The following is a 26778-nucleotide window of genomic DNA, read 5'->3' as shown; positions in this document are numbered from 1 at the left end:
TTACTCTAAGTAATAATAAAAATATTATTGATTTTACTTTTTATTGCTTTGTTTGCATATAAAAAAATAGGGATATAAAAATGGATAATAAGAATGCTGTAGAACGACTTGCTAATGCTAAACATGAATTTGGTGAACATGGCGGCGTTAACATGTCAATTGAAGCCAGTTCTACATTTACTGTGATGGAAGCTAATACACTGCCTGAAATCTTTCAAGGACAAAAGGGACCTCAACAAGGGGGCTGTTATTTGTATGGGCGTCATTTTAACCCAACAGTCTATAATCTAGCGCAGCAACTGGCGTGTATAGAAGGTAGTGAGTCTGCATATTGTACGGCTAGTGGCATGGCCGCTATATCCAGTACGTTACTCCAGCTTTTGAATCCTGGTGATGAGATTATTGCTTCTCATACAATATATGGAGGGACTTACGCACTTTTACATGATTACTTTCCTTTAAAGAATAATATACATACACATTTTGTCGATATTCATCAGCGCTCGTTAATTGAACAAAAAATTACTGAAAAAACCAAGGTTATTTATGTTGAGTCAATAGCGAATCCTACACTTCGTGTTGCTGATATTCGATCATTAGCCACGCTCGCTAAAAAGCACCGATTAACACTTGTAGTTGATAATACCTTTTCTCCTTTAATTATTGAGCCGATTGCCCTGGGAGCTGATATTGTTATACATAGTTTAACTAAGTTTATTAATGGGGCTTCTGATACAGTAGCGGGGGTTGTTTGCGCATCGACTGACTTTGTCAGCCAGTTAATGGATTTACACACAGGGTCTTTAATGTTGCTTGGACCCACCATGGATCCAGATGTTGCTTTTCGTATTAGTGCGCGCCTACCACACTTACCATTACGTATTCAGGCTCACAGTCAAAGAGCAATGGATATTGCAGAGAAACTGCATGAAATGGGGTTACCCGTGACGTATCCTGGTTTGTCTAACCATCCAGATCACCAGCTATTAAAAAACAGTGGAAATGTAGATGAATATGGTTTTGGTGGGTTGTTTACATTGGACCTTGGTTCAGAAAAAAAAGCAAATGCATTAATGAATATTTTGCAAAATGAACAGCATTTTGGCTTGATGGCTGTTAGCTTGGGCTACAGTGATACACTTATGTCATGTTCTGGTAGTTCAACTTCGAGTGAAATGACTGAGGAAGATAAACAATTTGCTAATATTTCATCAGGTTTAGTACGATTTTCAATGGGGTATACGGGAAGCTTAACTCAGCGTTGGAATCAACTAAAAACAGCATTGGCTGCCTGTCAAATGATTTAACCTATCAGGCAGTCCAGTCCTCTGTTTTTATTTAGCTGCCACCTGTAAGGTGACAGCTAATTAGCTTGCAATAAGTGATCATTAGGATTTTATGAAGTCATTAACCGTTTCAATAAATTTTATGGGTTCTTCAAAGTGGGGGTAATGACCAGATTTGGAAAAGACACAGGCAGTGTAATTGTCGTGATGCTCAGATTGAAATAGATCGCCTGCCATAAGAAAGTCGTTGCTGCCCATAATATGTAATACCTGCTGTTTTAATTTGGCAATATCATAGTATGGGGTACTGCTACTATCCTGATGAATGCTGTTGACGACCGCTTTAAAGATATCATCATTGTCGGTTAGCGTGCACTGTGCTTTTATCGCTTCAAATGCTTCCATAGCATCAAAATTTGACCAATTAAATAAGCTGCGGATGCTTCTGTTTTTAAGTGTATCTTTAAACTTTAGCTTGACCTCCCATAAACTTGTAGGATCGTTTACGTCAAACTGTGTAGATGCCATAATAGCTTTATAATCCTCTTTTTGAAAAAGTTTCATGAGGATCATATCCATCATAAAGTTTCTTTTGGCTGGAATATCGGCTCGTAATGAACGTCCTAACAAAATTATTTTTGTGTTAATTTTGGGGTTATTTACTAAGGCATCATACACAAGCTTTGCACCATAACTATGGGCGGCAATAGCGGATATATTAATACCACTATCTGCAAACGTTTCCAGCATTAATAAAAAGTCATCAATATTAGCGTCATGAATGTATTCATCATGTGGCTTGGATAGTCCACAACCTCGTTGGTCATAGGATATCCAGCCAAAGTGTTGCGAGAAATGCTGATGTTGGCTCACCCAGTGTTTAAAGTAGTGAGAGTGGCTTCCTGGCCCACCATGCACAAATAAAATAGATTGCTTGTGTTGTTTGGGATTAACTGTCCACCAGTGTAGGGTGTGTTGCATAGTATGTTACTTCCTGTAATTGTACGGCGATTTATGCCTTTTGCGAGTAGTATAACAAGCTTGGGAATGAAAGTTAAAAACTGGATATTCTGCTTGGAATAGGGATACCTCTTAGAAAGAACGTTTTCATTTTAAATAAGCTTAATGACGGGCTGGCTTTAATCGATCAAGACGTAATCGTTGTCGTTTATCAAACAGTTGTCGTGCTGTAAAAAATGTTGTAATAAGGCTTCCCAGCCCAGTAGCTATGGCAATTAAGATTAAAATGACAATTTGGTAACGTATTGCCTGTGATGGATCAGTGCCCGCAAGAATTTGCCCAGTCATCATACCGGGTAAACTGATGATACCGGCTGCAGCCATCGAATTAATGGCGGGGATCATGGCATTGTGTTGAGCTTGTCGACGAAGGAAAACAGTTGCTTGTAACCAATTAGCGCCTTGCATTAACTGTCCTTCAATACGTTCCTGAGCATCATGTGCTGTGACTGTCATATACTCTCTTGCTAATGATACGCCATTAAGACTGTTACCAAGAAGCATACCTAGCAATGGAATAAAGTACTGTGGGTGATACCAAGGGGTTGCTTGGATAAAGGCCAAAAGCATCAGCAACAACATGCTCGTTGTTGCAATAAATAATGCAACAGTACTAATCCAGATATTCCAACGTGTTACCCAAGAGTAGGTTTGTCTTGCATTAGCTTCACGCCCTGCAGCGAGTATCATCAGTAGTGCAATCCCTAGTATCCAGCTGAGTTGAACATGGCTGAACAACCATGTTAAAACCAGGCCAATGATGCTCAGTTGTAGTAACATCCGTACCATACTGATGAATAGCTGTCGTGTAAGGCCAGGGGCAAGATTTCGCTGAAATAAAGCAAGCATGCTCAGTAGTAGGATACAAAGTGCTAAATCAGCGTAACTGAGTTCAATCATCTCCACTTAAGCAACCTCCATGTAAAGTGAAGTTTTGTGCTCGATCAACCAGCCAAGGTGATGGATGATGGGCAACCCAGATGATACTGCGATCTGTTTGTTGTAAAAAGTTGTCAAATAAAAACTGTTCCAGGCGTGATTGACTAACAGGATCGAGGTTAGCCGTGGGTTCGTCCAGCAATAAGACGTAGGGATTATGTTGCAGTGCTCTTAAAATTGCTAATCGTTGTTTTTCACCTGTAGAAAGCGTATGTATAGGTTGCTGTACGATTGAATGAGGTAATCCCAGTTGTGTGAGATAGTTATCAATATTGCAGGAGAAGTGCTCTCCAGCCGTTGGATGCCACCAGCTTGGCATAGCGGGTACTAATGTGACATAGCGACGCCATTGCGATGGCTCAATGTCAGTTTGTTTTTGATTCTGTAATAATACTTCTCCTTGTGCGGGGATTAAGTCTGCCAGTGCTTTTAAAAGCAGGCTTTTGCCCGTTCCTGAAGCACCTTGAATACACATACATACCTGGGCGAAAAGGTTGAAGCTGATCTGTTGTATTGTGTGTACAGATAAATGCTTGACCTGCAGTAAGGGAGTAAAATTATTCATGCTTAGTTTGTGATTTACACAGCAGTTAATTTGGTTTTTACGAATATAAACCATTTGCAGTAGGTGTACTAAGACTTAGAAGTTTTGTGGATGTTTGTCACATTTTAATCAGGAAGCAAGTCGCTGTGTGCCAAGCAGAGTTGTATTAATCATTTACTTAAGTATAGCCAACAGGGCATTCTAGGTAATCATAACTTGAGTCTGGTTTAAGGGCACCTCTAAAGCTTGCTCTCACAAAAAAAAACACTATTTTTAGAGGTGCTCTTAGTAAACAAAATGATAACTGGCTAGAAGGAGATGTAAGAACATTAGGTTTATTACATTATAAAAACAGAAAACTGGAAGTAAATTATGAAGTTAATCAAAAATAAACCGGTATATGCTAAAAAAAATAAAATGCATTTTGGTCTTAGCCTTAAGCTTTTTCTTATCCTTTCTGTAACCCTAACTGTATTTTTTGGTCCGTCTTCCTGGGCATCAAATGTCAGTCATCATGAATCCCTTAAGCTCAATCAGCAAGCCTCAAGTGTGCTTCGTGAAACGCTAGAATCAGCACTTTTTACATTACCTCCCCGAAAACAAGGACACTTTGGAATCCGTTTATACCGGTTAACAGGCAGTAAAAAATATTTAGCCACAAGTTTATACGATATTTATGTTGTCGCTGATCGTTTGGACTTTATTGCCAATCATTTAGATGATGAAAACTATATTAAAAAATATGTAAACCATTATCGAAGAAAACAGCCAGATCATTATAAAGGAAACTTAAGGCGTCAGGTGCTAGCCAGGAACGGTGAGTTTATATTTTATAGTTCGGCTATTTTGCCTTTTATGAATCGATTAGATGAATTAGGTTTAAAGTCAGTTCACAATGCACAATTATATGCAGCACTTAAGAAGTATGATTTTAGGTCAACGCTTTTAAAACCTGAAGTCATACGGGCATGGGCAGCACAGTCCGCTAATTGGGTTTATTGGCTGCATCAATTAGATATTGTTGATTTAAGAAAGTCCTATAAAGAAGCTTTTATAAAAACATTTGAGGATGACTTGGGATTAAAAGGTGATGCTTACACCAACAAAATTTATGGGTTAACGCATTTTATTTTTGCTGCAAGTCGTTACTACCAGCAATCAGTAGATAAAAAAGAATTTGCCTGGATTTATGATTATTTTGAAAAAAATATAGCACGTATTTTAAGAGAAACTAAGCCTGATGTGATCGCGGAGGTGGGCGTAAGTTTTTTACTCGCGGGTGACGCTTATCATCCTGTGGTCAAGCAGTGTCGTCAGTCTATTCTGCAAGCGATAGATAAAGAGCATAAAATGATTCCTTCTGTAGATGGGGAGTGGGATTTGGCGCGAGGGGAGCATCGTAATGTACTCGCATTTATGCTGTTCTATTTACCGAGGCCATTGCATCCTGGACCTTATTTGGCTAATGATGACAAGTTTCGTTCGTATTTACCCAAAAATGTAGTTATTAAATCTATACAGCGATGAATGTATGAAGCTATTCAGTAGGTATAAAGCGAGTTTACTTATTTTATCGTGGCTGTTAAGTAATGGAGTACAAGCAGCCATAGCAACAAATGCCGAGCAGCAAGCTGCAAACAAGGCGGCACTTAAAATTCAAGAGGTTTATGATTCAAATCAACTTCACTTAACACCTAAACGTAAAGCACATTATGCTTTGCGAATGTACCGTCTGACGGGACAGGAAAAGTATGTTGGTGAAATTATTAATCATGTATATCGTTTAGTGTCTCGTGTCAGTTGGTATGATGCTCATATAAGCAATGAAAAGTTTAGGCTGCAGATAGTCGATGATTTAACATCAGCATTTGGCCAGAAAAGTCGTGGGCTTAAGCGGAGGCTTTTTTGGCAGCAAACTAAGTATAGAGCATTGCGTTTTGAGTTACATAGTATTTATCTACTGGCGCAACTAAATCAATTAGGCATTAAACCAACACATTTTTCTAATTTATTAAATCATTTACAAAAGCAATCAATCGCTAATCTACTCTTAGATGAAGCCTTTATTCGTGTTTACGCAGCGCAAGCTGCAAACTATGTTTTTTGGTTAGAGGAACTGGGTATTGCTAAGTTATCAGAAAAGTTTATAGCTAAATTTCAAGCGATTTACCCAATAACAAAGGATACTGAACTGTCACAGTTGGAATATCAGAATAAGCTATATGGTTTAACTCATATTATTTTGTCTGCAAGTCGTTACTATCAGAAGCCTGTTTCTGATGAGCGGTTTGCATGGATAACAAAGTACTTTGTGAGTACATTAGATACCATTGAAAAGCGGGCTAAAGCGGATGTTTTGGCTGAAATTGGTATATGCTTAAAGTTAGTTGGCTTTTCTGATCAAGTGGTTTTACATCGGTTGAAACGTCAGTTGTTGGCAATGATTGATAAGAAACACCACATTATCCCCGGAACTGAAGGTAATGTTTCATTAAGCTCTGGAGAGCATCGTAATGTGCTTACCTATGCTTTTTTTAATTGGCCGAACCAGTTAACACCTGGACCAGATCTAACGCAAACATCAACCTGGCGTAGACAGTTGCCTTATCGTTTATCTCTGGATTAAAACAGCAATAAAAGCGGGGGGATTTGGCTGTCAGTTTCATGAAAATAAGTAAGGACGTCAGTTGTATCGTTTTCGAGGAGATCATTTTAGCTCTTGATGAAATAGCTAAAATGATCTCCCGCTATATGCCAAGAGTTTAACTGATAAGCGCTGCTTTGAAGTGTTTCCGGCACAAAGATACATAGCGCTCTTCTCCACCAATTTCAATTTGAGAGCCCTCTTTAATGGCTTTGCCATGCTCATCGAGCCGTGCAACCATTATTGCCTTACGACCACAGTGGCAGACCGTTTTTAATTCGCTGATTTTATCTGCCCAGGCAAGTAAGTAATGGCTACCCTCAAATAACTCGCCTTTAAAATCGGTACGAAGTCCATAACAAAGCACAGGAATATCCAGTTGATCAACGACTTCTGACAGTTCTGCAACATGTAGCTTAGTGAGAAACTGAGCTTCATCGATCAGAACGCAGTGAATGTTTTGTTGTTGGCTTGCCTGTTGTATGGTAACAAAAAAGTTATCTTGGCCCTGAAATAAATGAGCATTTGCTGATAGGCCAATACGAGAGCTGATTTTTCCCTTGCCGAAGCGATCATCGATGGCAGCTGTAAATAGAAGAGGTTCCATGCCTCGTTCTTTATAGTTATGTGCTGACTGTAGCAGAGCCGTTGACTTGCCCGCATTCATTGCTGAATAGTAAAAGTAGAGTTGTGCCATTTTATTTTTTGCTATCAGGTGTGCAGAGCCCATACAGCGTATAGCCACGATGACAAATGGACACACGTTGCTTAGACATGACTTAATGTACTATGTTACAAGTACCGTTATTCAATGTGGTAGTACATTGTGACAGTACATTGTGGTAATACATTAGAACTATGCAATGTCTGAACATAATAAGTCTGACAGACATTGCATATTAAAGTAGACCGTAACGTTAAACAGATACGGTAATCAATTAATGGCCTTTTAAAGCAAAAATCCCTGGTGCGTTACGCCAGTAGCTTTTGTAGTCCATTCCATAGCCAAAGATATAGCGGTCTTCTATTTGTAGACCAATATAGTCACTATTTAAATCAACGCCTTTACGGTCATGCTTTTTCTCAACCAGTACAGCAGTTTGTACATCTTTAGCGCCTTGGGCTTTGCAAAAGTCAACGATTGCTGCCAGGGTATGACCTTCATCAAGAATATCGTCCAGAATGAGCACAGTACGGTCTTGCATTGATGTATTTGGGCGAACTTTCCAATCTAACGCTCCACCAGTAGTTTCTTGGCGGTAACGCGTTGCATGGATATAGTCAACTTCAAGTGGAAAATTCAGTTTAGTGAGCAGTTTGCCACTGACAACCAGGCCACCATTCATGATGCAATAGACTAATGGGTTACTGTTTGCGAGTTCAGCGGTAATGGCTTGTCCCATGCGCTCAATCGCTGCTTCCACTTCAGCTTCAGTGTATAAACAGTCGGCTTCGGCATAAACCTGTTTAATATGCTCAAGATCTGCAGACATGAATTGGGAACCTCGTATTTATGTTTGATGAAACCTAAGATGATTCGCTTTGGTTTAGCACCTGGTGATGTAGAGTGTATATGAAGCTGTTTGCACGATTACTTCATACGAGCAAGCAAATGGCTGATGAGAGGCTATTTGTTTACTGAACTTCAGGTGACCATCAATTTTGCTACCATTAAGGGCGGGAACAATACAGTGACTCACGTCTGAGAGCAAGCCCCAAATGCCTATTGATGCACTCCTTATTCAGACTACACTTAGCAGACACATACGTCGTGGCTAAAGATACAGGTTTTTGGCTAGTACTCATCTAGAGTGTTAACAGACCCTTATATAGGAGTCATCTGCCTTGTCTTTTTTGTAAAACAATAGGCAAAAAATAATGGGTCATTATAAAAGGAAAACAAAAAAGCGGTGGCTGATTGTAAAGGATTAGGCAGATGTTTCGTTACAAGGTAGAATACGGCCAATTTGCCTGTAGCAAATGAAGTAATTTTGTCATATGTCAGTTATACCTATCGCGAAGAGTATAAATATATGACCACACTGTGTCTGCTAGGGGGGCTACTAACAGCAGCATATGCTAAAACGCGTCGTTTTAACACCTTATGTTTGCTGTATGTACCTTAATCTGGCGATGCTGTTTCGTTGATGTTGATTTGAGGTTATCCATGAGCGTCTTTGAAATAAAACATCCTCTTGTACAACACAAGCTGGGGATTATGCGAAATAAGAACATAAGTACTAAAGGGTTTCGCACACTGGCAAGTGAAGTAGGATGTCTACTGACTTATGAAGCGACAAAAGATCTTCCTCTAGAAGACTACGAAACAGAAGGCTGGGCAGGACCCGTTAATGTAAAACAGATTAAAGGGAAAAAGATAACCGTTGTGCCCATTCTGAGAGCGGGCCTAGGCATGCTTGATGGCGTAATGGAGTTGATTCCAAGTGCTCGGGTCAGTGTTGTAGGCCTGTATCGTAATGAGGAAACCCTTGAACCTGTCCCTTACTTTGAAAAACTGGTGAGTGATCTTGATGAGCGTATGGCGTTGGTTATTGATCCTATGCTGGCAACAGGCGGTTCAATGATTGCGACAATTGACATGCTGAAAGAAAAGGGCTGTAAGGAAATACGCGTACTTGTATTGGTTGCGGCTCCAGAAGGTATTGAGCGTGTTATCAAGCTTCATCCCGATGTGACTATTTATACGGCATCTGTAGATACACGCTTGAATGAAAAAGGTTACATTCTTCCAGGATTGGGGGATGCAGGTGATAAAATTTTTGGAACCAAATAAAAAAGAAGCCAGTAGGCTTCTTTTTTTTGAGGGGCTAACGGAATAGCGACTAAAGCCTGAGCGAATTATGTTGAGCAGGGTTGGCCTGATCCGAAGGGTTAAGTACTTAAAGCGTTTTCATGAAGGCTTTATCGTCGAATTTAACAGCTGGCGCTATACTTTAGGATCGATTAGACAATCTATTGATTTGCCATGGAGGGTGTTGATATGCAAAAGTTTGGGCTGTTATATATTGGATTGCTTTGGTGCTTGTCATCAGTTGTTCAGGCTGACATTGCGTTTCGCGTAAACGGTGAAGACCTCGTTGCTAACAATGATGACGTTCTTTTTGCTGAACTAAATAAGGATAATTTTAATGGTCCTGTCATTGATATAGAATTATCAGACGAGTTTGGGCAAAAGTTAGCTCACTTCACAAGGAAACACTTAGGGCAACGGATGTCGATCAGTATTGATGGCACGCTGGTAAGTGCGGGTACTAAGATTAGAGAAAAAATAGGACAGAAACTCACTGTAACAGGTTTGTCTGAGCAGGAAGCATCTCGTATTGTGCAATCACTGCTTACGGCTTCAGAAAGTTAATGGGTATTGATAATTAACAGAACAGCTATTAATAGTTAATTGTCATTGGGCGCTAACCCTTAATGTAAGTGTTAAGTCATTTGCCATTAATAGTGCCCTTCGAACACGTCGTGAATCCTTCCCTGGTTCTTCCTAGCGCTAGATAGATGTTATGCTTCCAATTTTTGTTTATAGTGCAATATGAAGTTGTTCAATAACAATAAATTCCCTTCACTTTGTGTATAAAAAATAAAAGGCAATAATGCCATGGAAGAAAAAAATAAACATAGCAAGCTAGAAGCTTACTGGATGGGTTATACCGCAAATCAACATTTCAAAGCACATCCTCGTCTCCTGGAAAAAGCTAAAGGGATGTATTATTGGACCCCAGAAGGAAGACAGATTCTTGATGCTACTGCAGGGCTTTGGTGTGTAAATGCAGGACATAATCGTGAAAAAATTGTTGCGGCTGTACAACAACAAGTGGCTACACTGGATTATGCTCCGGCTTTTCAAATGGGACACCCGAAAGCATTTGAACTTGCTGAAAAACTTATAGCGATAACCCCTGAAGATTTAAACCATGTATTTTTTACCAATTCGGGTTCAGAGTCCGTTGATACTTCACTAAAAATTGCGTTAGCTTACCATCAGATAACGGGTGAGGGGAGAAGAACCCGCTTAATTGGTCGTGAACGAGCTTATCATGGAGTGAACTTTGGTGGAATGTCTGTGGGGGGAATTTCGGTTAATCGGAAACTGTTTCCTAATTTATTAGCGCAAGTTGATCATTTACCTCATACCCATGATTTAGCTCGAAACCAATTTAGCTTGGGTCAACCTGTTTATGGGGTTGAAAAAGCGGACCAGCTTGAGCAATTACTCCTTTTACATGATCCATCAACCGTTGCTGCTGTAATAATAGAACCTGTAGCAGGCTCAACAGGGGTATTAGTCCCACCAATAAACTATTTACAACGAATACGTGAAATATGTGATCAGTATGGTGTGCTTTTAATTTTTGATGAGGTAATTACGGGATTTGGACGATTAGGTGAGCCTTTTGCGGCTAACTACTTCGGTGTTACCCCTGACATAATGGTGACAGCCAAAGGTTTAACGAATGGTTCAGTGCCTATGGGAGCTGTGTTTGTCAGAGATAAAATTTATAATGCCTTTTATCAAGATGATGCCACGGCTATAAACATTTATCATGGTTATACATATTCTGCGCATCCATTAGCCTGTGCGGCTGCTTTAGCAACATTAGAAACCTATCACGACGAAAACTTATTACATAGAGCTGCAGAACTTGCAGATTATTGGCAGGAAGGTTTGCATAGTCTGGTTAACTCACCCTATGTGATTGATATACGAAATCTTGGCTTGGTAGGGGCTATTGAATTAGAACCAAAAAAAAATAAACCAACTGAACGTGCTTTTAAAGCTTACCTTGATGCTTTTGAACAAGGCGTTTTGATTCGTACGACAGGTGATATTATTGCGTTGTCTCCTCCATTGATTGTTTCTCGATCAGAAATTGAGCATATAATCAGTATGTTAAAGCAAGTATTAAGTAAGCTAAAGTAGACTTAAAGTATGTTGTAATAATGAATACATTCTATTAGTTTTATAATGATCTTTTATTAAAGAAAGACTATCTCGCTAAAAAAGGAGAACTATTTGAAAAAACAAAAGTAATTTGGGTGAAGTATGGGTTTATAAAACTAGAGGCAGTGTATGGTGTGGCACAATATTATTTATAATTATACCAATATCATTATTGCTTCCTGTCTGCGAGGAAAGTGAAAGTATTTTGTTTGATGCTGATAATAAAGCAAGTCAAGTTTCCAAGAAAAAGTTACGTGAAAGAGGCTTTGTTTGCTCGCCTTTGCTTCCGATTTTTGGCCATTGGGTAGGCCATCATAGTGATGTTGATTTTTGTAAAATAAATATGGTCAGTTAACACTAAGTAACTGAAGTTTTATTCTGGCCTTCGTTTTTATGAGGTTTAGCTCTTCAACCTATTTTGTCAATTGAATAGACGTTGTCTATTACTCTTTCTTGCGAAATAAACTGCTGAAATGTGTATTCAGTGGTTTGATTAGTTTTTTCCTTTAGAACTCTCTATACTAACTCTGAAACTGTACATAGTGATCTGATAGGACATAAGAAACCCAAAAGGAATTGGATGATGAAACCAGTACCATTTATCCCTTTGACCTTCACTGAGTACTCACCAGAAGACATGCTTTTGCGTTCTCGTGAGTTTTACCAAATGATTAAGCAACGTCGTACCGTCAGGGATTTTTCATCAAGACCTGTCGCTCGAGAGATTATTGATAATGCAGTTTTATCTGCCAGCTCTGCTCCCAGTGGTGCCAATAAACAACCCTGGCACTTTGTTGTTGTAAGCAGTGATGAACTCAAAAAGGAAATTCGTCAGGGGGCTGAGGCTGAAGAGGAAGCCTTTTATCAACATCGGGCATCTGAAGAGTGGCTGGAAGCTTTAGCGCCTTTAGGTACAGATGAACATAAACCGTTTTTGGAAACTGCCCCTTACTTGATTGCAGTGTTTCTTAAGAAGTTTACTTATCATGAAGCGCAAAAAAAGAAAAATTATTACACGGCGGAGTCTGTTGGTATTGCATGCGGAATGCTTATAACAGCCTTGCACTTTTCTGGTCTGGCTACGCTGACACACACACCGAGCCCCATGAAGTTTCTTAATACCATTTTGCAGCGACCAGCAGATGAGCGCCCCTTTCTTTTGCTGGTAACTGGATACCCTTCAGAACAGGCTGAAGTGCCCAATATTCAAAAATATTCTTTATCTGAAGTGTGTGACTATATTTAATGCTTATCACCTCTCTCAATAATCACCCTCTCATGTTTTGCAGAAAGGGTGATTTTTTACGCCAAGCGGATTTGTTTTATTATTGTTAATCACCTCTATTCTGTTGTGACGTTTTTTCTAGCTTACCACCAACCAATGCCAGCTTAATGTATTTTAACCAATCCTGACGAAATAAAGCATCAATTAACTCACCAAATAATTGGTATTTTTTCAATGTATACGGATACCAGTTAGGTTCTTTTTTTCCACTTTGCTTATCAATAATAATGGCTTTACTGCGAGTAAACGCCAATAAGCCTTCTTCGCCTTTTCCTCGGCCAAAACCACTTTCCTTAACACCACCAAAGGGTAAAGCAGGGTTACCTTCTGTTAGCATGACATTGTTAATCGATACGGCACCTGTTTGTAGCGCATGGCTGACACGTTTAGCGCGTTTAAGGTCTTTGCTCCATACACTGGCACTTAGTCCATAAGGACTTTGATTCACTAGCCGAATAATTTCATCTTCACTATCGAAAGGGATGGCACAAACCACAGGACCAAATGTTTCCTCTTGCACAATTAACATATCTTCGTTGACATCCGTGATGAGGGTAGGGGGGATCAGTCGGCTGGATGCAGAAATTGCTTGCCCAACACTAAATAACGTTGCACCTTTACGTTTTGCGTCGTCTAAATGTTCTTGAATAATTTCCGCTTGAAAATTCGTTGTGATAGCGCCTACATCTGCATTTCCCTGGTCACCCGTATTAATAACCAATTGCTCCATTGCTTGCTTAAATTGGGTGATAAAGGGGGTAAAAATAGAACGTTGTATATACAGTAATTCTACTGATGTACAGGATTGGCCCGCATTGGTCATGGCTCCCCAAAGCGCACCTGCTACTGTGCGTTGAAGGTTAACATCTTCAAACACAATCATTGGGTCTTTGCCTCCCAACTCAACATCTACCGGAACTACCAGTTCACTGGCATGACGCAGAATTTTTTTGCCGGTCACTGTACTACCCGTAAAGAAAATTTTATCTGGTCTAGCATCAATCAATTGTTGACCAATCGCGCCATCACCATAAATAACGTGTATGCAGGACGCTAATAAAGGTGCAGTGGAAAAAATACGTTCAAGTAAACCTGGCATCGGTGTATGTTCCGAGGGTTTTATGATTACGCTATTCCCAGCTAAAAAAGCCCCAATGGCAAATGTTAAACTGATATGTAATGGGTAATTCCAGGGGACTATTAATAGAATTACTCCATAGGGTTCGTGTCGGATGTGTGATGATTTACCAAGCAGTGTAATAGGCGTATGTACTTTTTTTTCAGCGAAAATGCGTTTTGCGTTACTACAATTCCAGTGTAAATTATCAAGAACACCTAAAATTTCAGATACGAGCGCATCAGTACGTGTTTTACCTGTTGCCTGGGTTAATTCATCAGTGATACTTTCTCGGTTTAAGCGAATATACTCAATGACACGTTTAACTTCTGCAATACGTTGTTTGATGGAGTAAATTTGATTATGTTGAAAAGATTGACGAGCTTGTTGTATAACTTGATCAGGTGATAGCGTTGTTCCATCTTGAGCGGTTGTAGATGAAGAGTATTTAAGCATTGAGCAATCCTTCGTTATGGCTATAGATAGGTTTAGTCCTATTGATGAAGGGTAATGTCCTCTTGATTATTAGTTTTCGGTGGCTCTTCAACAGGTCTGGGTGGTGTGACCTGATAACCTATTTTGCTATGGACACTACTGTATTCATTGAACTCTGTCGATAAGCCTGAGTAGTATAAGGACATAAGTAGTCCTTTTGTGGCAAATTCAAATTGTCGAAAAGGGGTTCCTAATACACCAGGAAGTTTGGCTAGTTTTAAAATTCCGGGGAGCAATAAATTTAATAATTGTTTAGGGATTATACTAAAGACAGTTAATAATTTACGTAACGCATTGACATCATCAGGGTGTGTTGCTTGTAAAACAGTATCAATTTGGTATAAGCAACCCGTTGACGAAAAGCTAGGTAGACTATTATCGCCAGGAATTAAAATGTCACCCATTTTTTTAAGCGTATTCAGTTGATGTTGCTGTAGGTACTTGGATGTCATTAGTCGTCTTCTGTATAGTAGTATGCTGACTCAGCAGGAACTGACTTGCTCGGTGAGCAAGCGCCATAATGGTTAGTGATGGGTTAATGCCTGGGGCAACAGGAAAAATAGAGCCATCAACAATAGAAAGGCGTTGCTCACCCCATACGCCAAATTGTTCATTTACCACTGATGATTGAATATGATGACCCATAGCACAACCGCCCATTAAGTGTAGTCCAATAGGGTAGGTTGGTTGCTCTTTGAGTACAGCATTAATTTGATCGAATATTTCAAAAACGACTTCTTTTCCGCTATTAGCTTTTTGTTTATCGCTATCATTTAATGTTTTGTTGATAGCAAGTCGATTATTTTCTAACGTAATAAGGCCTGGAAACTCATCACGAATAGCTACTTCTATACAGGCTAAATGCCGAAACTTTTGCATAAAGGCTTGGTGATCAAGACCATAACCCGATTTTAGTAGTGCAATGCCAATAGGGCGTGCAAAAACATTTTCAAGCTTAAAACCCAATTTACGAAAGCGGGTATCGGTTGATTTAATGCCCTGAAAGTTTCCTAAATGCGCATCTACAGGCTCTTTGCACTGGGCTAAATACATAAACTGAGGATGACAGTAAAATCCTTTACCAAGCGCAGGTAGTTTTTTGGCAAAGCCCGTTCGTAAAAGCACTTCAGTAGTACCTAGTGCTCCTGCCGCTAATATACAATGACGTGCGTTAATAACTCTGGGACCTGTTATATGATTTCCATAAATAGAAATCATGTTTTTCCCTGGAATAATATTGGTTACATAATACTGGCTTATTAGCTTGAGTTTTTGTCTTAAAGCCAGTTTAAGAAAGGTGGTCGGCATACTTTGCTTTGAGTTTCTGTTACATCCACCCAGACAAACAATACAGTCCATATTATTACAATGAGATTGTCCGCGTTGTAGTGGAGCATAATCAAGCTTTAGTTTTTCAAAACCATTCGCATAGAGTTTTGCATTGTGATTCCAATGCGATTCGGTAATCGTTTGTATAGAAAGTTGTTGTTCTATTGCCGAGTAATGCGAATGCATTACTTCATTAGTGAACCAGGTAACGTCACTGCTTTGTTTGAACAGATTCCAGGCAAAGGTATCAAAACGATCTAGCAAACATTGGTTTATGACTGTACCTCCACCAACCGTTTTCCCACGTAATAAAATCAGGTTAGCTTGCGTATTGAGGTCAGCACCACCATGCCACATAAGTTGGCTGTTAGCGGTAAGTTCATCAGTAGGGTATTCACCAGGAAAAAAAGACTTGCCTGCTTCAATTAAACAGACGCTTGCGCCAGCTTGCGTAAGATAAAACGAAAGCACACTTCCAGCAGCGCCAGAACCTACGATTACAAAATCAAATATCTCATTCATGAGGCTAATGTCCTTATTTTTATTCTTGGTTGAGGACATTGGAGGATATTACTACAGCTTTATTAAATTAATAAGTTGAATCAATAAAGAATAATAAAGTGATTGTGAAGATAATAGTTAAAATATATTTAATTTTTATTAAGTGGGGGTCGTGTTTTTTTGGTTTATCGGTTGTTTTTTTGTGTTTTTGATAAAAAATGTGTTTTGAGTGCTTATCACAAATAGCGTGACTACCTGGTTTTTTGTTTTTTGTTTTTACTATCTGTATGAAAAAAAAAGAGAAAAATAAATTGGCATTATCCATGCGTTCTTAGCCAGTGAGAATTGCTTTTGGATATTTTTTTTGTGTTGATGGGAGGGTTTGATGAAAACGTTTAAGGCACTGGCATTATCTTCTGCCATAGGTTTCTCTGCAATTGCAGGGCAATCTGCAGTGGCTGGTTTTTTGGATTTTGATTTGGTAGATGATACCGGTATTTTTCAAAATCCTGTGGTAACAGCACCAGGTATTCCACCAGCAACTATTGTTAATGATTTTGCTTATAATGGTGGTTTGGATACACGTAGTACATTGTTTTGGGGGGAACCTTCTAACTTGAGTGGGCTTAACCCTGGTTTAGAGCAGAGTAATCTGGATTTAGTAAGTCACAAGACTATTTCAATTGATGCGCTTGGTGTTCCTTATGAACTGTCGGTTTTAACACATAATAATAATGTCGTCAGTGTAACAGCTGCAACCTTGGGAACTGCGCAAATTTTAGGGGCTCTATCTGTTAGCAGCAGTATGGGTGTATTAGGTGATATTTTCTTGAAAACTGAAGGTGGTGATGTTCCTTTGAGTTTATTGAGTGGTGGTTTGGTATTAGATCCTGATGTACCAGGTGATATTGTACCTCCAGCTGAGTATCCCACAACAATTATCAGTTTATTTGATATTGGTTTTACTGAAACACCCAATTTTATTCCTTGTGATCCACCTAATCCATTCGGATCAACCTGTGATGATTTCTTTAGTTTGATGACTGATGGTGGCTTTCCACTGCACTTTGATGTGTATATAGATGATAAATTACATGATCTATTTATTTACTCATCATTTGATGCTGATGGATCAACTATTGAATCAGGTCCGTTGTATTATACCCCTGAGGTTGCTGCAACTGATTTATACACATTTGGGATTTTAACACTTATTCCTGAACCAACAAGTATAGGAATGATGTTAACAGGTTTATTTGGAGTTATGGGAAGCTTAGTAGCAAGACGCCGTAAAAAACATTAAGTCATATCTGTTTTTTCATGTGGAGGAGGTTATCTCCTCCTTTTTTGTCTGTTTGTTTTTTTTGCAATTATTAAAAGAGTGAGTTTAAGTTAAAAAATTAAGGTTTTGTTTCAGTTTGTTTTTTATTTTATGGCATTTTTTATGCTCATGATTTTTCTGTTTCTATTGCTTACTGAAATGGGGAAATTCCATGAGACTAATGACGTATGTCGGGATGCTAATATGCAGCACGACAGTTATGTTATCAGTGGCTGCACAGGCCACGATGCTGAAGCTGGACCTGATACCGAGTAGTGGTATTTTTCAAAATCCTGCTTTAACCCCTGATCCTGGTCCCCCTGCTGTCATTGTGACTGATCCCATAGCGGAAGGTGGTACAGCGACAATGAGTTCATTGGTGTGGGGAGAGCCATCTGATGAATCTGGTCTTAATCCTGATTTGTTGCAAAGCTCATTGGTGCTAACAAGTTATCATGACATTTCATTGAATGCAGATGGAGCACCTGAGAAAATTTCCCAGTTAGTCCACAACAATAATGTACTTAATCCTGCTGCGGCAACATTATTGTCGGCTCAAATTTTAGGTGCATTAGGTTTATCAAGTACTGACGGCCCTGTGACAGATGTGTTTGTCAACCATAATACTTTAGGACTGCTTCCATTAACTGATCTAACCTTGGCTCTGCTTGCTAGCCCTGATGTAGCAGATGATTTGGTTCCTGTTGGTGAGGAAGGCACTACGTTAATTAGCCTTTTTAATCTGGCTTTTAATGAGACATTGAATAACCCTGGGTTTTGTATTTTTGGCAATCCAAGAGGTTCTTTCTGTGATGACTTTTTTTTACTTACCACTGAAGGAGGGTTTCCTGTTTTTATTGAGTTATTAATTGATGGACTCCCTCATGAGTTACTGATTTATTCATCATTCGATGAAACAGGTGCTTCAGCTGAACCAGGGCCAAATTATTTTACAGCAGAAAATGCCAGTACAACGTTATACACCTTTGCTCGATTAAGTCCTTTAGCTGTCCCTGAACCTAGTGCCGTATTATTGATTGGGTTTTTATTAGTACTGTTAGCGAGCTATAGACTGTCACGTTATATTCGTAAGCGTTAACAACCTTTTACAGTAATTCTCATGCTACCAGCTCAATTAGCAATTGAGCTGCCATTAAGCCCTCCAGGCCACAAGGATGTGTTTTTTTTTCGAGAGCCCAAATCACCATAAAAAGTAAGTGATTTGCTGCATAGTATCCTTTATACTACCGAAATGATAATGAATAGCATTTGATTGATGCGTATCAATATGGCTATTTAAGGCTTTTTAAGGCTTTGTTAGAGTGACAACATCATAAGTTTTATATCTGCTCTCGGTTGAGCAGATTTTTTGGGTCTTTTGGTGAGTGTGATTCTCATTAGCTCCTTGATTCTTATTTATTGATTCCGCGTAGTATTTTTTAGTATTAGTAAAGAGTTCAGCACAGCATGGACACAGCAACCCTTCAAGACCTTTCTGTAGGACAGCGTGCTACAGTATTGGCGATCAGCAATGACAATCCTGCTTACCGACGACAGCTATTAGCCATGGGGTTGATTCCGGGTACCTCATTAATGCTTGTTCGTGTTGCCCCATTGGGAGACCCCATGGAGCTGGAAGTACGTGGCTTTAAATTGAGCTTACGCCGGGCAGAGGCAAAGGCTATTAAGGTGGAGGTGAATTCATGACCGTAGCTGATCGTTCACAAGCTAAAGCTACTGTATGTGTCGTTGGTAACCCAAACTGCGGTAAAACCTCTCTATTTAATGCGCTGACCGGTGCTAGACAAAAGGTTGGTAATTGGGCAGGTGTTACTGTCGAAAAGAAAACAGGACAGTACTCTTTTAATCAGCAGACAATTGATCTGGTTGACTTACCTGGGACATATTCTCTGGACGTTATTGATGAAACTGTGTCTTTGGATGAAAAGATCGCCCGGGATTATGTAATTTCTAACGAAGCTGACCTGATTGTAAATATTATTGATGCGGCTAATTTTCAACGTAATTTATATTTAACATTACAACTGTTGGAAATGGGGAAACCCGTGCTAGTAGTGTTAAATATGATGGATATGCTTAGCCGTGATGGTAAACAGATTGATTGTGCCAAACTGGCTGAGCTGCTGGGTTGTCCTGTTATTCCTGTGGTTGCTAGCCGAAAAAAAGGCATAATAGAGCTGAAACAGGCGATCAATGATTACCTTGCCAGCCCTAAATCTTTTGCCACGACATTTTCGTTTTGTCAGCCCATTGAACAAGCAATTGAGGCGCTTGAGCCAAAGTTAGCTGAAGTATCTGCAGAATTATCTGGATCTATTTCTCGTCGTTGGTTGACACTAAAATTATTAGAAGGGGAGCTGGCATTACCCGTTCGCTTAGATCATACAACACATGACTTGCTGCTACGATATCGTGCAGAAATAACTGAGAGTCAGCAAGAAGACCTTGATATCTTAATTGCCAATGACCGTTACCAGCATATTGCCAGACTGGCAGAACAAACCATTACCACAACACGGCCAGCTTCGGCGCGGGTATCAGAGTTTATCGATCAAGCGGTTTTAAATCGCTGGCTAGGGTTCCCCATCTTTTTGCTGGTCATGTATGTCATGTTTATGTTTACCATCAACATTGGCAGTGCGTTCATTGACTTGTTTGATATTTTGGCGGGTACGTTATTCGTTGATGGTACTGGTTATCTGCTGTCATCTGTCAGTGCGCCAGACTGGTTAAATACTCTGTTGGCACAAGGCGTTGGTGGTGGTATCCAAACCGTCGCAACGTTTATTCCTATTATTGGTTGCTTGTTTTTATTTTTATCCATACTGGAAGACTCTGGTTACATGGCGCGTGCAGCCTTTGTCATGGACCGGTTGATGCGATATTTAGGTCTGCCAGGCAAGTCATTTGTGCCTATGCTGATTGGCTTTGGTTGTAATGTGCCATCGGTAATGGCCGCACGTACCTTGGAAAATGAGCGGGATCGTTTTTTAACCATTATAATGGCGCCTTTTATGTCCTGTGGTGCCAGGCTGCCAGTCTATGCATTGTTTGCTGTTGCATTTTTTCCGGATAATGGTCAGAACATTGTCTTTGCATTATACCTCATTGGTATTATAACGGCAGTCGCGACAGGACTGTTGATGAAAAGAACGCTGCTACCGGGTGAGAGTGTTCACTTTATTATGGAGTTGCCCGATTACCACATGCCTTCGTTTACCTCAGTATGTATTCGAACCTGGGATCGGCTACGTTCTTTTATTACCAAGGCCGGTAAAATGATTGTGATGGTGGTAATGGTGTTAAGTATGTTGAACTCACTTGGCACAGATGGCACTTTTGGTAATGAAAACACTGAGCGTTCTTTGCTGAGTCAAATTGGACAACAAATAACACCTTTATTTAAACCTATTGGTCTTACTGAAGAAAACTGGCCTGCAACTGTCGGTATTTTTACCGGGATCTTTGCTAAAGAAGCTGTAGTGGGTACGTTAGACGCCATGTATACCCAAATGGGTTCAAATGAGGCTGGAGAAGAAGGTGCCGAATACGATCTGATAGCAGGAATTCAGGAAGCTTTTGCTACGGTACCTGCAAACTTGTCTGATGCGCTAGATACTTGGTTGGACCCACTCGGTTTAAACATTGGTGATACCCATGATAAAACGGCTGCTGCAGAAGAGCAGGAAGTTAGTACTTCTACCTATTCAGTAATGCAAACACTCTTTGGCAGTTCAGCAGCGGCATTTGCTTATCTACTATTTATTCTGCTTTACACACCTTGTGTTGCCGCGATTGGTGCTATTTATCGAGAAACCAGTGGCCGGTGGTCATTATTTGTCAGTCTATGGACCCTTTTAATGGCTTACACTATTGCCGGTGTTTACTATCAAATGAGTACTTTTGCGGGCCACCCGGAAAGTTCTCTGATGTGGTCATTAGGTTTGGTCATCGCTTTTCTGGTTACTTTATTTGGCATGCGTTACTACGCACAAAGTCAGAAAGACGTTTCAAGTTATCGGGCTGAATCGGTAGTGGATTAAACCATGTTACTTGGGGTTAAACGGTGTTACTTAATTTAAGAAACTACATTAAACAGCGTGGAACAGTTTCTTTGCTGGAATTAAGTCAGCATTTTTCGACACCTGCTGATGCCTTACGTGGCATGTTACAACATTGGTTACGGAAGGGTGTTATTCAGAAAACAGATAATGCAGGTTGTCAGCAAGGTTGTTGTGGTTGTGACCCTGCACAAGTGGAAATCTACCACTGGCAAGGAAAAGACACGAATAAAATAGCCTGCTGTCATATCGAATGATGTTTTAAGTCTGGCGCTTATCTATATAAGGGGTACATACCCATAAAGAGATAAGTGCCAGGGTTCAATCTTCCTTTCAATTTATACCTTCTTTCGTGGGTATATTTTCAACATAACTCTTTATTATCTGGCTAATTCATCATTGATTGTGTGGTATAGTTTATCTATCCAACGGTTGTAATTTCGGTGAATTTTGCCATTTGCGTGCTTAAGGTTACGGCTATCCATGTATCGAATATTGACAGAGCGTCTATTGTAAGTAATGCGTACTTTTGCGAAATGGCTTCTGACGTTGATACTGGCGATGATACTTCCATCGCGTTGTATAGATGGATTCCAACCTCGAGTTTGACACGCACGAATGATAGCGCTTCTTACTTTGTGTAATTGATAAGGATAACCTTGCATGGTGGTAGGTAGCGCACCACCTTCAATATTGTGAACACGTGCAGATGTACAAGAAATCAGAAAAATAACAGAGATAATGGTTAAACATGTCTTTAAGGTTTTCATTGCTTCTCCTTTTATACTTCATTACATACTTCGCTAAAATCAGCATGCCTGTTAGTACTTGTGATCACTGATTCTAATGAAGAGTTTAAAAAAAAATGACAAAGATTGTTGGTAAGCATATTTAATAATTGATATCTGTCACGAATATCTACTTCAAAAATAGTTTATGGAAAAACGCGGAAACACTGTTAAAACCTATGCTGTGGTTTTAACTCATGCAGCATGGTTTTGGGGAAGTTAAGTAAAGGGCACCTCTAAAGACGTTAAGACGAGTAAAAAATACTGTGATAAATGTCTTTTATTTGCATATACGATGAAATCTGCTGTGGGTGTAACATGGGGTTGAAAATTTTTTCTCGTTAATAGTGGGCATAGCATGGTTGTATGCGGTAGCAACATGAAATATGGTGTATTGTTTTGTATTTTATTGTTAATCAGTGCATGTTCATCGAAGCCATATGTGGTTGATCCTAAACAGACCACTTATCAACATGAGGAAAGAACAAACGTTTCTCAGTCACCATCAGACCAGCCTTATGTCATTTATGTGGTGAGTAATAGTTGGCATACAGGATTTGTTATTTCTGCCAAATCACTTCAGTCAAAAATTCCTGCGTTATATGAACGTTTTGGAGAATCCCCTTATTTAGAAATTGGTTGGGGAGATAAAGGGTTTTACCAAGCTAAAGAAATCACAACGAGCATTACCTTAAAAGCTATATTTTGGCCTTCTGGATCGGTGGTTCATGTTGTTGCTGTGCCTGATGATATAAAAGGTTATTTTTCAGGTAGTCATATTGAAAAAGTTTGCTTAAATGAACAGGGTTATCAGTCGCTAATTCAGTTTATTCGTAATAGTTTTGCGCGTACTAAGCAGAATGATGTGATTTCAATTAAGCATGGTATTTATGGTAACAGCCAGTTTTACGAAGGGGTTGGTGATTATTATATGATGAATACCTGTAATAAATGGACGGCTAAAGGACTTAAAAGTGCCGGTTTTGATATTTTTCTAACATTCAAACTAACAGCTGATAGTGTGATGAATACGGTTAAAGATTATAACAACCCGTCAAGGCCAGAGCACGACGAGCGTAATGTTGGTTTAGATGTGAATACCATGGAGTCAATAGGCGCATGCAGTTCACCATAGTCTTCATTACACTTAGGGGATAACGAGGTATAAATCACTTGAAAAAAGAATATACTTAGAAATGGATAGGTTTTAATAAGTGTGACTGGTGTAATCCTATGGAGCGTACAATACTCGTCGTAGATGATGATTCTCATATTCGGCAAGTGATTCTATTTGCGTTAAAAAAAGCTGGAATGCAGGCTGTAGAAGCTGCAGATGGTCAGATGGCACTTGATGTATTTACGCAAACGCAACCCGACCTGATAATTCTGGATATTAATATGCCTGAGTACGATGGACTGGAGGTCTGTAAGGCTATTCGTAAGGTATCAGAAGTGCCAATTTTGTTTTTATCTTCGCGGGATGATGAAGTTGATCGTGTTGTTGGCTTAGAGATTGGGGGGGATGATTATGTGACGAAGCCTTTCAGTCCAAGAGAGCTCGTGGCAAGGGTTAATGTTATTCTAAAGCGCGTGCACTCAGCTGAGGTGAAACGCGTAATACAAGAGAGTGCGAAAGATGATCAAGCTCGAACTGAGGATACACTCAGTGTTGGTAAGCTCTGTTTGAATGTGGAAAAGCATCTTGTGTTTTGGGGTGAGTCTCAGGTGAAATTGACTGCAACAGAATTTGCTATTATGCACACATTGATACGCTATCCAGAGAAGGTGTTTGACCGCGACAATATTATGAATCAGGCTTATTCAAATAATATACATGTAAGTGGTCGGACCATCGACAGTCATATCAGGCATATAAGACATAAGTTCCAACAGCTAGGGTGTGCCATGATTATTGAAACTGTGCATAGTGTTGGATATAAGCTGGGTTCATGCAATTAGGCGATTGGCGTTATAAAGCGATACTGCGTTTACGCACGGTTTTTTTTATTGTTGGCTTAGTTATTTTATGCCTGCCATTAGGAAGCATTGTTTTTTTCCGCATTTATGAAAATGATCTAGTACATCAAACAGAATTATCATTAATCTCGCAAGCGGCCGTATTATCTGCTACCTACAAAGCAAAAGTAAGTAATATTATTAGCTCCAATCAAGGTTATGGAAAAGCATTATCGCTGCCACAAAAGGCACTCGTTGATCATTATTATAATCCTATTCGCCCACAGCTTGATTTGGCTTCACATGATGTGTTACCGCGTCGACCAGATGGTATAAAGCCTAACCAGGTTCCTGATGTTGTGGCAACAGAAGCGGGCACATGGATGCTACCTGTGTTGCTGGAAAGTCAAAAAAATACCTTGGCTGGTATGAAAATATTGGACTTTAAAGGAACTGTTATTACCGGCAGAAAGGAAGTGGGGTTGTCTTTTGCTCATTTACCTGAAGTACAAGCAGCGCTGCAAGGAAAATACAGTACGGCTATACGACAACGAATTTCTGATGAGGCTCCACCTGCACTGGTTTCAATAAGCCGTGGAACGGGTATAAGAATATTTGTGGCTTTACCTATTATTCAAAATGAGCATTTATGGGGAGTGGTTTATTTATCAAGGACACCTAAGAACATACTTAAACATCTTTATGCTGAAAAAGACAAAGTGGCTGTTGCGGGCGCAACAATTCTAGGATTAGCGCTCATCATTACCTTATTTACTTCCTATACCGTCACGCAACCCATTTATCGGTTAATAAATAATGTGGAAAAGGTATCCACAGGACAAGACCAGGTGATGGCACCATTAGCGTTTCCTGTCACTCATGAAATCGCGTTATTGGCGGATAGTTTTAATAAGATGGCAACTTCATTACACGAACGTTCTGCTTATATTCGTGAGTTTGCTGCACATGTTTCTCATGAGTTAAAAACACCGCTTACCAGTATTCAGGGTGCAGTAGAGTTGATTATTGATCATATGGATGAGATGGATCAGCAGACACGTTCTCAATTTTTAGCCAATATTCTGCAAGACACAAACCGGCTTAAACAGCTTGTATCAAGGCTACTTGACTTAGCCAGAGCTGATAATGTGGCGATTACTCATGAAGCAACATTGCTGCAATCAGTGCTTGATAAGTTGGCTGACAGATATCAGCAAGAAGGAATACAGGTTGTTGTACCTACAGCGGATACTTTAGGTATCAAGATTGCGAAGGAAAATTTGGAAACGATTTTTATCAACTTGATTGAAAATGCTCGACAGCATGATGCCACACGGGTTGTAATCAATATTAAAGAACAACTCAATATGATGACACTAACAGTCACTGACAATGGGGCTGGCATCTCTCCAGGAAACCAAGACAAGGTCTTTACACCGTTTTTTACCACCAGAAGAGAGCATAATGGTACAGGATTAGGGCTGAGTATTGTAAAGTCACTTATTGAAGCCTATGGTGGTACGATTTGTGTAAAGCCTTGTTCACAAGGAGCCTGCTTTGAATTAACGGTAAAAAAAGTATCTTCTGCACAAAATCTGCACACTCTTTCCTGAAAACCTCCATTGTTTCCTAGCGGCTTGTGCACATGAGTCCTGTATAACGCTATCTATAATAAGTATGGGTAGCGAGAAACATGAGTATTGAGCACAACCACAGCATTGGCACAACGTTATCCAAGGATCAGCTTGTATCCAAACCATTGTTTGTTAACTATTGCTATAGCATTATTTTAATCACTTTAGTAATAACACTTTTTAGTAGTACATTTGTTTGGATAGGCAAACAATTATTATCGGCACACAATGTATTTCATATTATTATCAGTCTTATTTTATGTTTAATCGTTGTTAAATCAGTTATAGACAACAAAATTAAACTAAGTAGCCTATTTTTTTTTAGAAAGCGCCCTTTATTTGTTCTATCCGTTGGCTGTTTAGGCTATTTGATTAATGAGCACTTTATCAGTATCAATATTTTTTCAGCGGTATGGGTAATGATCGCAGCCTATGGGTTGCTAGGTTTTTATATTCAACCTGCTGTATGGACAAAAGTGTTATTGCCGCTTGTATTATTGATTTTATTACTACCATTTGAAGGTTATTTGGATATTTATTTAGGTTTTCCACTACGTTTATTATCTGTTGAATGGGTGGAAAGCTTGATGTCAGGGGTAGGTATTGACGTTGCTGCTGATAAAGCGGTTATGATGGTAGAAAATAAATATTCACTTGTGGATCTAAGTTGTAGTGGCCTGAAAGGTTTGTGGGCGGGAACCATTTTTTATGTATTATTAACCTGGATAGACAATAAAGCCATAACCTGGCGTTGGTTTATCTTGTTAGTGATTTTTTTATTCATTTAATACGCTACGAATATTATGTTTGGTTGTTTTAGATTCAGTACTTAATAAACCGATTATTGCTACTCAAGTTCATACTTTGTTAG

Annotated in this window: 25 protein-coding genes; 16 read left to right on the top strand and 9 right to left on the bottom strand. The window is 39.5% G+C overall.

Annotated elements, in window-relative coordinates; all coding sequences use genetic code 11:
- Positions 1–80 precede the first annotated feature (80 nt).
- Entirely contained in the window at positions 81–1307 is a 1227-nt protein-coding gene (locus KCG35_RS15210; RefSeq protein ID WP_215820642.1) for an aminotransferase class I/II-fold pyridoxal phosphate-dependent enzyme, read from the top strand.
- An 81-nt stretch (positions 1308–1388) separates the two neighbouring features.
- Here the strand turns inward: KCG35_RS15210 and KCG35_RS15205 are convergent, their stop codons facing one another.
- The 3 genes from KCG35_RS15205 to KCG35_RS15195 form a co-directional block, all read right to left on the bottom strand.
- On the bottom strand, positions 1389–2267 hold the full coding sequence (locus KCG35_RS15205) for an alpha/beta fold hydrolase (RefSeq protein ID WP_215820641.1): 879 nt from the start codon (positions 2265–2267) through the stop codon (positions 1389–1391).
- 141 nt (positions 2268–2408) lie between these two features.
- Positions 2409–3206, bottom strand: a complete 798-nt coding sequence (locus KCG35_RS15200) for an ABC transporter permease (RefSeq protein WP_230409200.1) — start codon at positions 3204–3206, stop codon at positions 2409–2411.
- On the bottom strand, positions 3199–3810 hold the full coding sequence (locus KCG35_RS15195) for an ABC transporter ATP-binding protein (protein WP_255561979.1): 612 nt from the start codon (positions 3808–3810) through the stop codon (positions 3199–3201). Before KCG35_RS15195 ends, KCG35_RS15200 begins: the two co-directional genes overlap by 8 nt.
- Before the next feature lie 351 nt (positions 3811–4161).
- Here KCG35_RS15195 and KCG35_RS15190 point away from each other — a divergent pair, with 351 nt between their 5' ends.
- Both KCG35_RS15190 and KCG35_RS15185 read left to right on the top strand, forming a co-directional pair.
- The gene (locus tag KCG35_RS15190; protein ID WP_215820638.1) at positions 4162–5316 is read left to right on the top strand and encodes a DUF3541 domain-containing protein; all 1155 of its coding nucleotides are present in this window, start codon (positions 4162–4164) and stop codon (positions 5314–5316) included.
- Positions 5317–5320: 4 nt separating this feature from the next.
- The gene (locus KCG35_RS15185) at positions 5321–6415 is read left to right on the top strand and encodes a DUF3541 domain-containing protein (protein ID WP_215820637.1); all 1095 of its coding nucleotides are present in this window, start codon (positions 5321–5323) and stop codon (positions 6413–6415) included.
- A gap of 136 nt (positions 6416–6551) precedes the next feature.
- Here KCG35_RS15185 and KCG35_RS15180 read toward each other — a convergent pair whose 3' ends face one another.
- Both KCG35_RS15180 and KCG35_RS15175 read right to left on the bottom strand, forming a co-directional pair.
- The gene (locus KCG35_RS15180; RefSeq protein WP_215820636.1) at positions 6552–7130 is read right to left on the bottom strand and encodes a thymidine kinase; all 579 of its coding nucleotides are present in this window, start codon (positions 7128–7130) and stop codon (positions 6552–6554) included.
- 241 nt (positions 7131–7371) lie between these two features.
- Positions 7372–7926: a hypoxanthine-guanine phosphoribosyltransferase gene (locus tag KCG35_RS15175; RefSeq protein ID WP_215820635.1), complete on the bottom strand. Its 555-nt coding sequence runs from the start codon at positions 7924–7926 to the stop codon at positions 7372–7374.
- Between the two features lie 674 nt (positions 7927–8600).
- Between KCG35_RS15175 and upp the strand changes: the two genes are divergently transcribed.
- The 4 genes from upp to KCG35_RS15155 all read left to right on the top strand — a co-directional run bounded on the left by upp (position 8601) and on the right by KCG35_RS15155 (position 12645).
- Complete coding sequence (upp, locus tag KCG35_RS15170) at positions 8601–9227, top strand: uracil phosphoribosyltransferase (RefSeq protein WP_215820634.1); 627 nt, start codon at positions 8601–8603, stop codon at positions 9225–9227.
- Between the two features lie 207 nt (positions 9228–9434).
- Entirely contained in the window at positions 9435–9809 is a 375-nt protein-coding gene (locus tag KCG35_RS15165; RefSeq protein ID WP_215820633.1) for a SecDF P1 head subdomain-containing protein, read from the top strand.
- A gap of 246 nt (positions 9810–10055) precedes the next feature.
- Entirely contained in the window at positions 10056–11378 is a 1323-nt protein-coding gene (aptA, locus tag KCG35_RS15160) for an omega-aminotransferase AptA (RefSeq protein WP_215820632.1), read from the top strand.
- Positions 11379–11979: 601 nt separating this feature from the next.
- Entirely contained in the window at positions 11980–12645 is a 666-nt protein-coding gene (locus tag KCG35_RS15155) for a nitroreductase family protein (RefSeq protein ID WP_230409198.1), read from the top strand.
- 85 nt (positions 12646–12730) lie between these two features.
- Here KCG35_RS15155 and KCG35_RS15150 read toward each other — a convergent pair whose 3' ends face one another.
- The 3 genes from KCG35_RS15150 to KCG35_RS15140 are packed head-to-tail and all read right to left on the bottom strand — an operon-like array spanning position 12731 to position 16147.
- A complete protein-coding gene (locus KCG35_RS15150) occupies positions 12731–14257 on the bottom strand; it encodes an aldehyde dehydrogenase family protein (RefSeq protein ID WP_215820631.1) in 1527 nt (508 codons plus the stop codon).
- 38 nt (positions 14258–14295) lie between these two features.
- On the bottom strand, positions 14296–14748 hold the full coding sequence (locus KCG35_RS15145; RefSeq protein WP_215820630.1) for a hypothetical protein: 453 nt from the start codon (positions 14746–14748) through the stop codon (positions 14296–14298).
- Positions 14705–16147: a GMC family oxidoreductase N-terminal domain-containing protein gene (locus KCG35_RS15140; protein ID WP_215820629.1), complete on the bottom strand. Its 1443-nt coding sequence runs from the start codon at positions 16145–16147 to the stop codon at positions 14705–14707. Before KCG35_RS15140 ends, KCG35_RS15145 begins: the two co-directional genes overlap by 44 nt.
- 364 nt (positions 16148–16511) lie before the next feature.
- Between KCG35_RS15140 and KCG35_RS15135 the strand changes: the two genes are divergently transcribed.
- From KCG35_RS15135 to KCG35_RS15115, 5 genes are all read left to right on the top strand, one after another.
- Entirely contained in the window at positions 16512–17429 is a 918-nt protein-coding gene (locus KCG35_RS15135) for a PEP-CTERM sorting domain-containing protein (RefSeq protein WP_215820628.1), read from the top strand.
- A 190-nt stretch (positions 17430–17619) separates the two neighbouring features.
- Positions 17620–18546, top strand: coding sequence for a hypothetical protein (locus KCG35_RS15130; RefSeq protein ID WP_215820627.1), 927 nt, complete (start codon positions 17620–17622; stop codon positions 18544–18546).
- Positions 18547–18914: 368 nt separating this feature from the next.
- Complete coding sequence (locus tag KCG35_RS15125; RefSeq protein ID WP_215820626.1) at positions 18915–19154, top strand: FeoA family protein; 240 nt, start codon at positions 18915–18917, stop codon at positions 19152–19154.
- The gene (gene feoB, locus KCG35_RS15120) at positions 19151–21511 is read left to right on the top strand and encodes a Fe(2+) transporter permease subunit FeoB (protein ID WP_215820625.1); all 2361 of its coding nucleotides are present in this window, start codon (positions 19151–19153) and stop codon (positions 21509–21511) included. Before KCG35_RS15125 ends, feoB begins: the two co-directional genes overlap by 4 nt.
- A gap of 23 nt (positions 21512–21534) precedes the next feature.
- Positions 21535–21786, top strand: coding sequence for a FeoC-like transcriptional regulator (locus KCG35_RS15115; protein ID WP_215820624.1), 252 nt, complete (start codon positions 21535–21537; stop codon positions 21784–21786).
- A gap of 123 nt (positions 21787–21909) precedes the next feature.
- Here the strand turns inward: KCG35_RS15115 and KCG35_RS15110 are convergent, their stop codons facing one another.
- Positions 21910–22299 (bottom strand): hypothetical protein, encoded by a 390-nt coding sequence (locus KCG35_RS15110; RefSeq protein ID WP_215820623.1) that lies wholly within the window; start codon positions 22297–22299, stop codon positions 21910–21912.
- A 397-nt stretch (positions 22300–22696) separates the two neighbouring features.
- Here KCG35_RS15110 and KCG35_RS15105 point away from each other — a divergent pair, with 397 nt between their 5' ends.
- From KCG35_RS15105 to KCG35_RS15090, 4 genes are all read left to right on the top strand, one after another.
- A complete protein-coding gene (locus tag KCG35_RS15105; protein WP_215820622.1) occupies positions 22697–23452 on the top strand; it encodes a TIGR02117 family protein in 756 nt (251 codons plus the stop codon).
- 98 nt (positions 23453–23550) lie between these two features.
- On the top strand, positions 23551–24276 hold the full coding sequence (locus tag KCG35_RS15100) for a response regulator transcription factor (protein ID WP_215820621.1): 726 nt from the start codon (positions 23551–23553) through the stop codon (positions 24274–24276).
- A complete protein-coding gene (locus KCG35_RS15095; protein WP_215820620.1) occupies positions 24267–25886 on the top strand; it encodes a sensor histidine kinase in 1620 nt (539 codons plus the stop codon). The genes KCG35_RS15100 and KCG35_RS15095 overlap by 10 nt, the downstream gene beginning before the upstream one ends.
- Positions 25887–25966: 80 nt before the next feature.
- Complete coding sequence (locus tag KCG35_RS15090) at positions 25967–26695, top strand: archaeosortase/exosortase family protein (RefSeq protein WP_215820619.1); 729 nt, start codon at positions 25967–25969, stop codon at positions 26693–26695.
- Positions 26696–26778 lie beyond the last annotated feature (83 nt).

Source organism: Zooshikella harenae (assembly GCF_018837975.1).
Taxonomy (GTDB): Bacteria; Pseudomonadota; Gammaproteobacteria; order Pseudomonadales; family Zooshikellaceae; genus Zooshikella; species Zooshikella harenae.
Note: the sequence above shows the minus strand (reverse complement) of the source record. Positions and strands in the feature narration are given on the sequence as shown.

Excerpts from the sequence above, each read along its gene's own strand:
- KCG35_RS15210 (WP_215820642.1), top strand. The coding sequence starts at position 81 with ATGGATAATAAGAATGCTGTAGAACGACTTGCTAATGCTAAACATGAA.
- KCG35_RS15205 (WP_215820641.1), bottom strand. The coding sequence starts at position 2,267 with ATGCAACACACCCTACACTGGTGGACAGTTAATCCCAAACAACACAAG.
- KCG35_RS15200 (WP_230409200.1), bottom strand. The coding sequence starts at position 3,206 with ATGATTGAACTCAGTTACGCTGATTTAGCACTTTGTATCCTACTACTG.
- KCG35_RS15195 (WP_255561979.1), bottom strand. The coding sequence starts at position 3,810 with ATGAATAATTTTACTCCCTTACTGCAGGTCAAGCATTTATCTGTACAC.
- KCG35_RS15190 (WP_215820638.1), top strand. The coding sequence starts at position 4,162 with ATGAAGTTAATCAAAAATAAACCGGTATATGCTAAAAAAAATAAAATG.
- KCG35_RS15185 (WP_215820637.1), top strand. The coding sequence starts at position 5,321 with ATGAAGCTATTCAGTAGGTATAAAGCGAGTTTACTTATTTTATCGTGG.
- KCG35_RS15180 (WP_215820636.1), bottom strand. The coding sequence starts at position 7,130 with ATGGCACAACTCTACTTTTACTATTCAGCAATGAATGCGGGCAAGTCA.
- KCG35_RS15175 (WP_215820635.1), bottom strand. The coding sequence starts at position 7,926 with ATGTCTGCAGATCTTGAGCATATTAAACAGGTTTATGCCGAAGCCGAC.
- upp (WP_215820634.1), top strand. The coding sequence starts at position 8,601 with ATGAGCGTCTTTGAAATAAAACATCCTCTTGTACAACACAAGCTGGGG.
- KCG35_RS15165 (WP_215820633.1), top strand. The coding sequence starts at position 9,435 with ATGCAAAAGTTTGGGCTGTTATATATTGGATTGCTTTGGTGCTTGTCA.
- aptA (WP_215820632.1), top strand. The coding sequence starts at position 10,056 with ATGGAAGAAAAAAATAAACATAGCAAGCTAGAAGCTTACTGGATGGGT.
- KCG35_RS15155 (WP_230409198.1), top strand. The coding sequence starts at position 11,980 with ATGATGAAACCAGTACCATTTATCCCTTTGACCTTCACTGAGTACTCA.
- KCG35_RS15150 (WP_215820631.1), bottom strand. The coding sequence starts at position 14,257 with ATGCTTAAATACTCTTCATCTACAACCGCTCAAGATGGAACAACGCTA.
- KCG35_RS15145 (WP_215820630.1), bottom strand. The coding sequence starts at position 14,748 with ATGACATCCAAGTACCTACAGCAACATCAACTGAATACGCTTAAAAAA.
- KCG35_RS15140 (WP_215820629.1), bottom strand. The coding sequence starts at position 16,147 with ATGAATGAGATATTTGATTTTGTAATCGTAGGTTCTGGCGCTGCTGGA.
- KCG35_RS15135 (WP_215820628.1), top strand. The coding sequence starts at position 16,512 with ATGAAAACGTTTAAGGCACTGGCATTATCTTCTGCCATAGGTTTCTCT.
- KCG35_RS15130 (WP_215820627.1), top strand. The coding sequence starts at position 17,620 with ATGAGACTAATGACGTATGTCGGGATGCTAATATGCAGCACGACAGTT.
- KCG35_RS15125 (WP_215820626.1), top strand. The coding sequence starts at position 18,915 with ATGGACACAGCAACCCTTCAAGACCTTTCTGTAGGACAGCGTGCTACA.
- feoB (WP_215820625.1), top strand. The coding sequence starts at position 19,151 with ATGACCGTAGCTGATCGTTCACAAGCTAAAGCTACTGTATGTGTCGTT.
- KCG35_RS15110 (WP_215820623.1), bottom strand. The coding sequence starts at position 22,299 with ATGAAAACCTTAAAGACATGTTTAACCATTATCTCTGTTATTTTTCTG.
- KCG35_RS15105 (WP_215820622.1), top strand. The coding sequence starts at position 22,697 with ATGAAATATGGTGTATTGTTTTGTATTTTATTGTTAATCAGTGCATGT.
- KCG35_RS15100 (WP_215820621.1), top strand. The coding sequence starts at position 23,551 with ATGGAGCGTACAATACTCGTCGTAGATGATGATTCTCATATTCGGCAA.
- KCG35_RS15095 (WP_215820620.1), top strand. The coding sequence starts at position 24,267 with ATGCAATTAGGCGATTGGCGTTATAAAGCGATACTGCGTTTACGCACG.
- KCG35_RS15090 (WP_215820619.1), top strand. The coding sequence starts at position 25,967 with ATGAGTATTGAGCACAACCACAGCATTGGCACAACGTTATCCAAGGAT.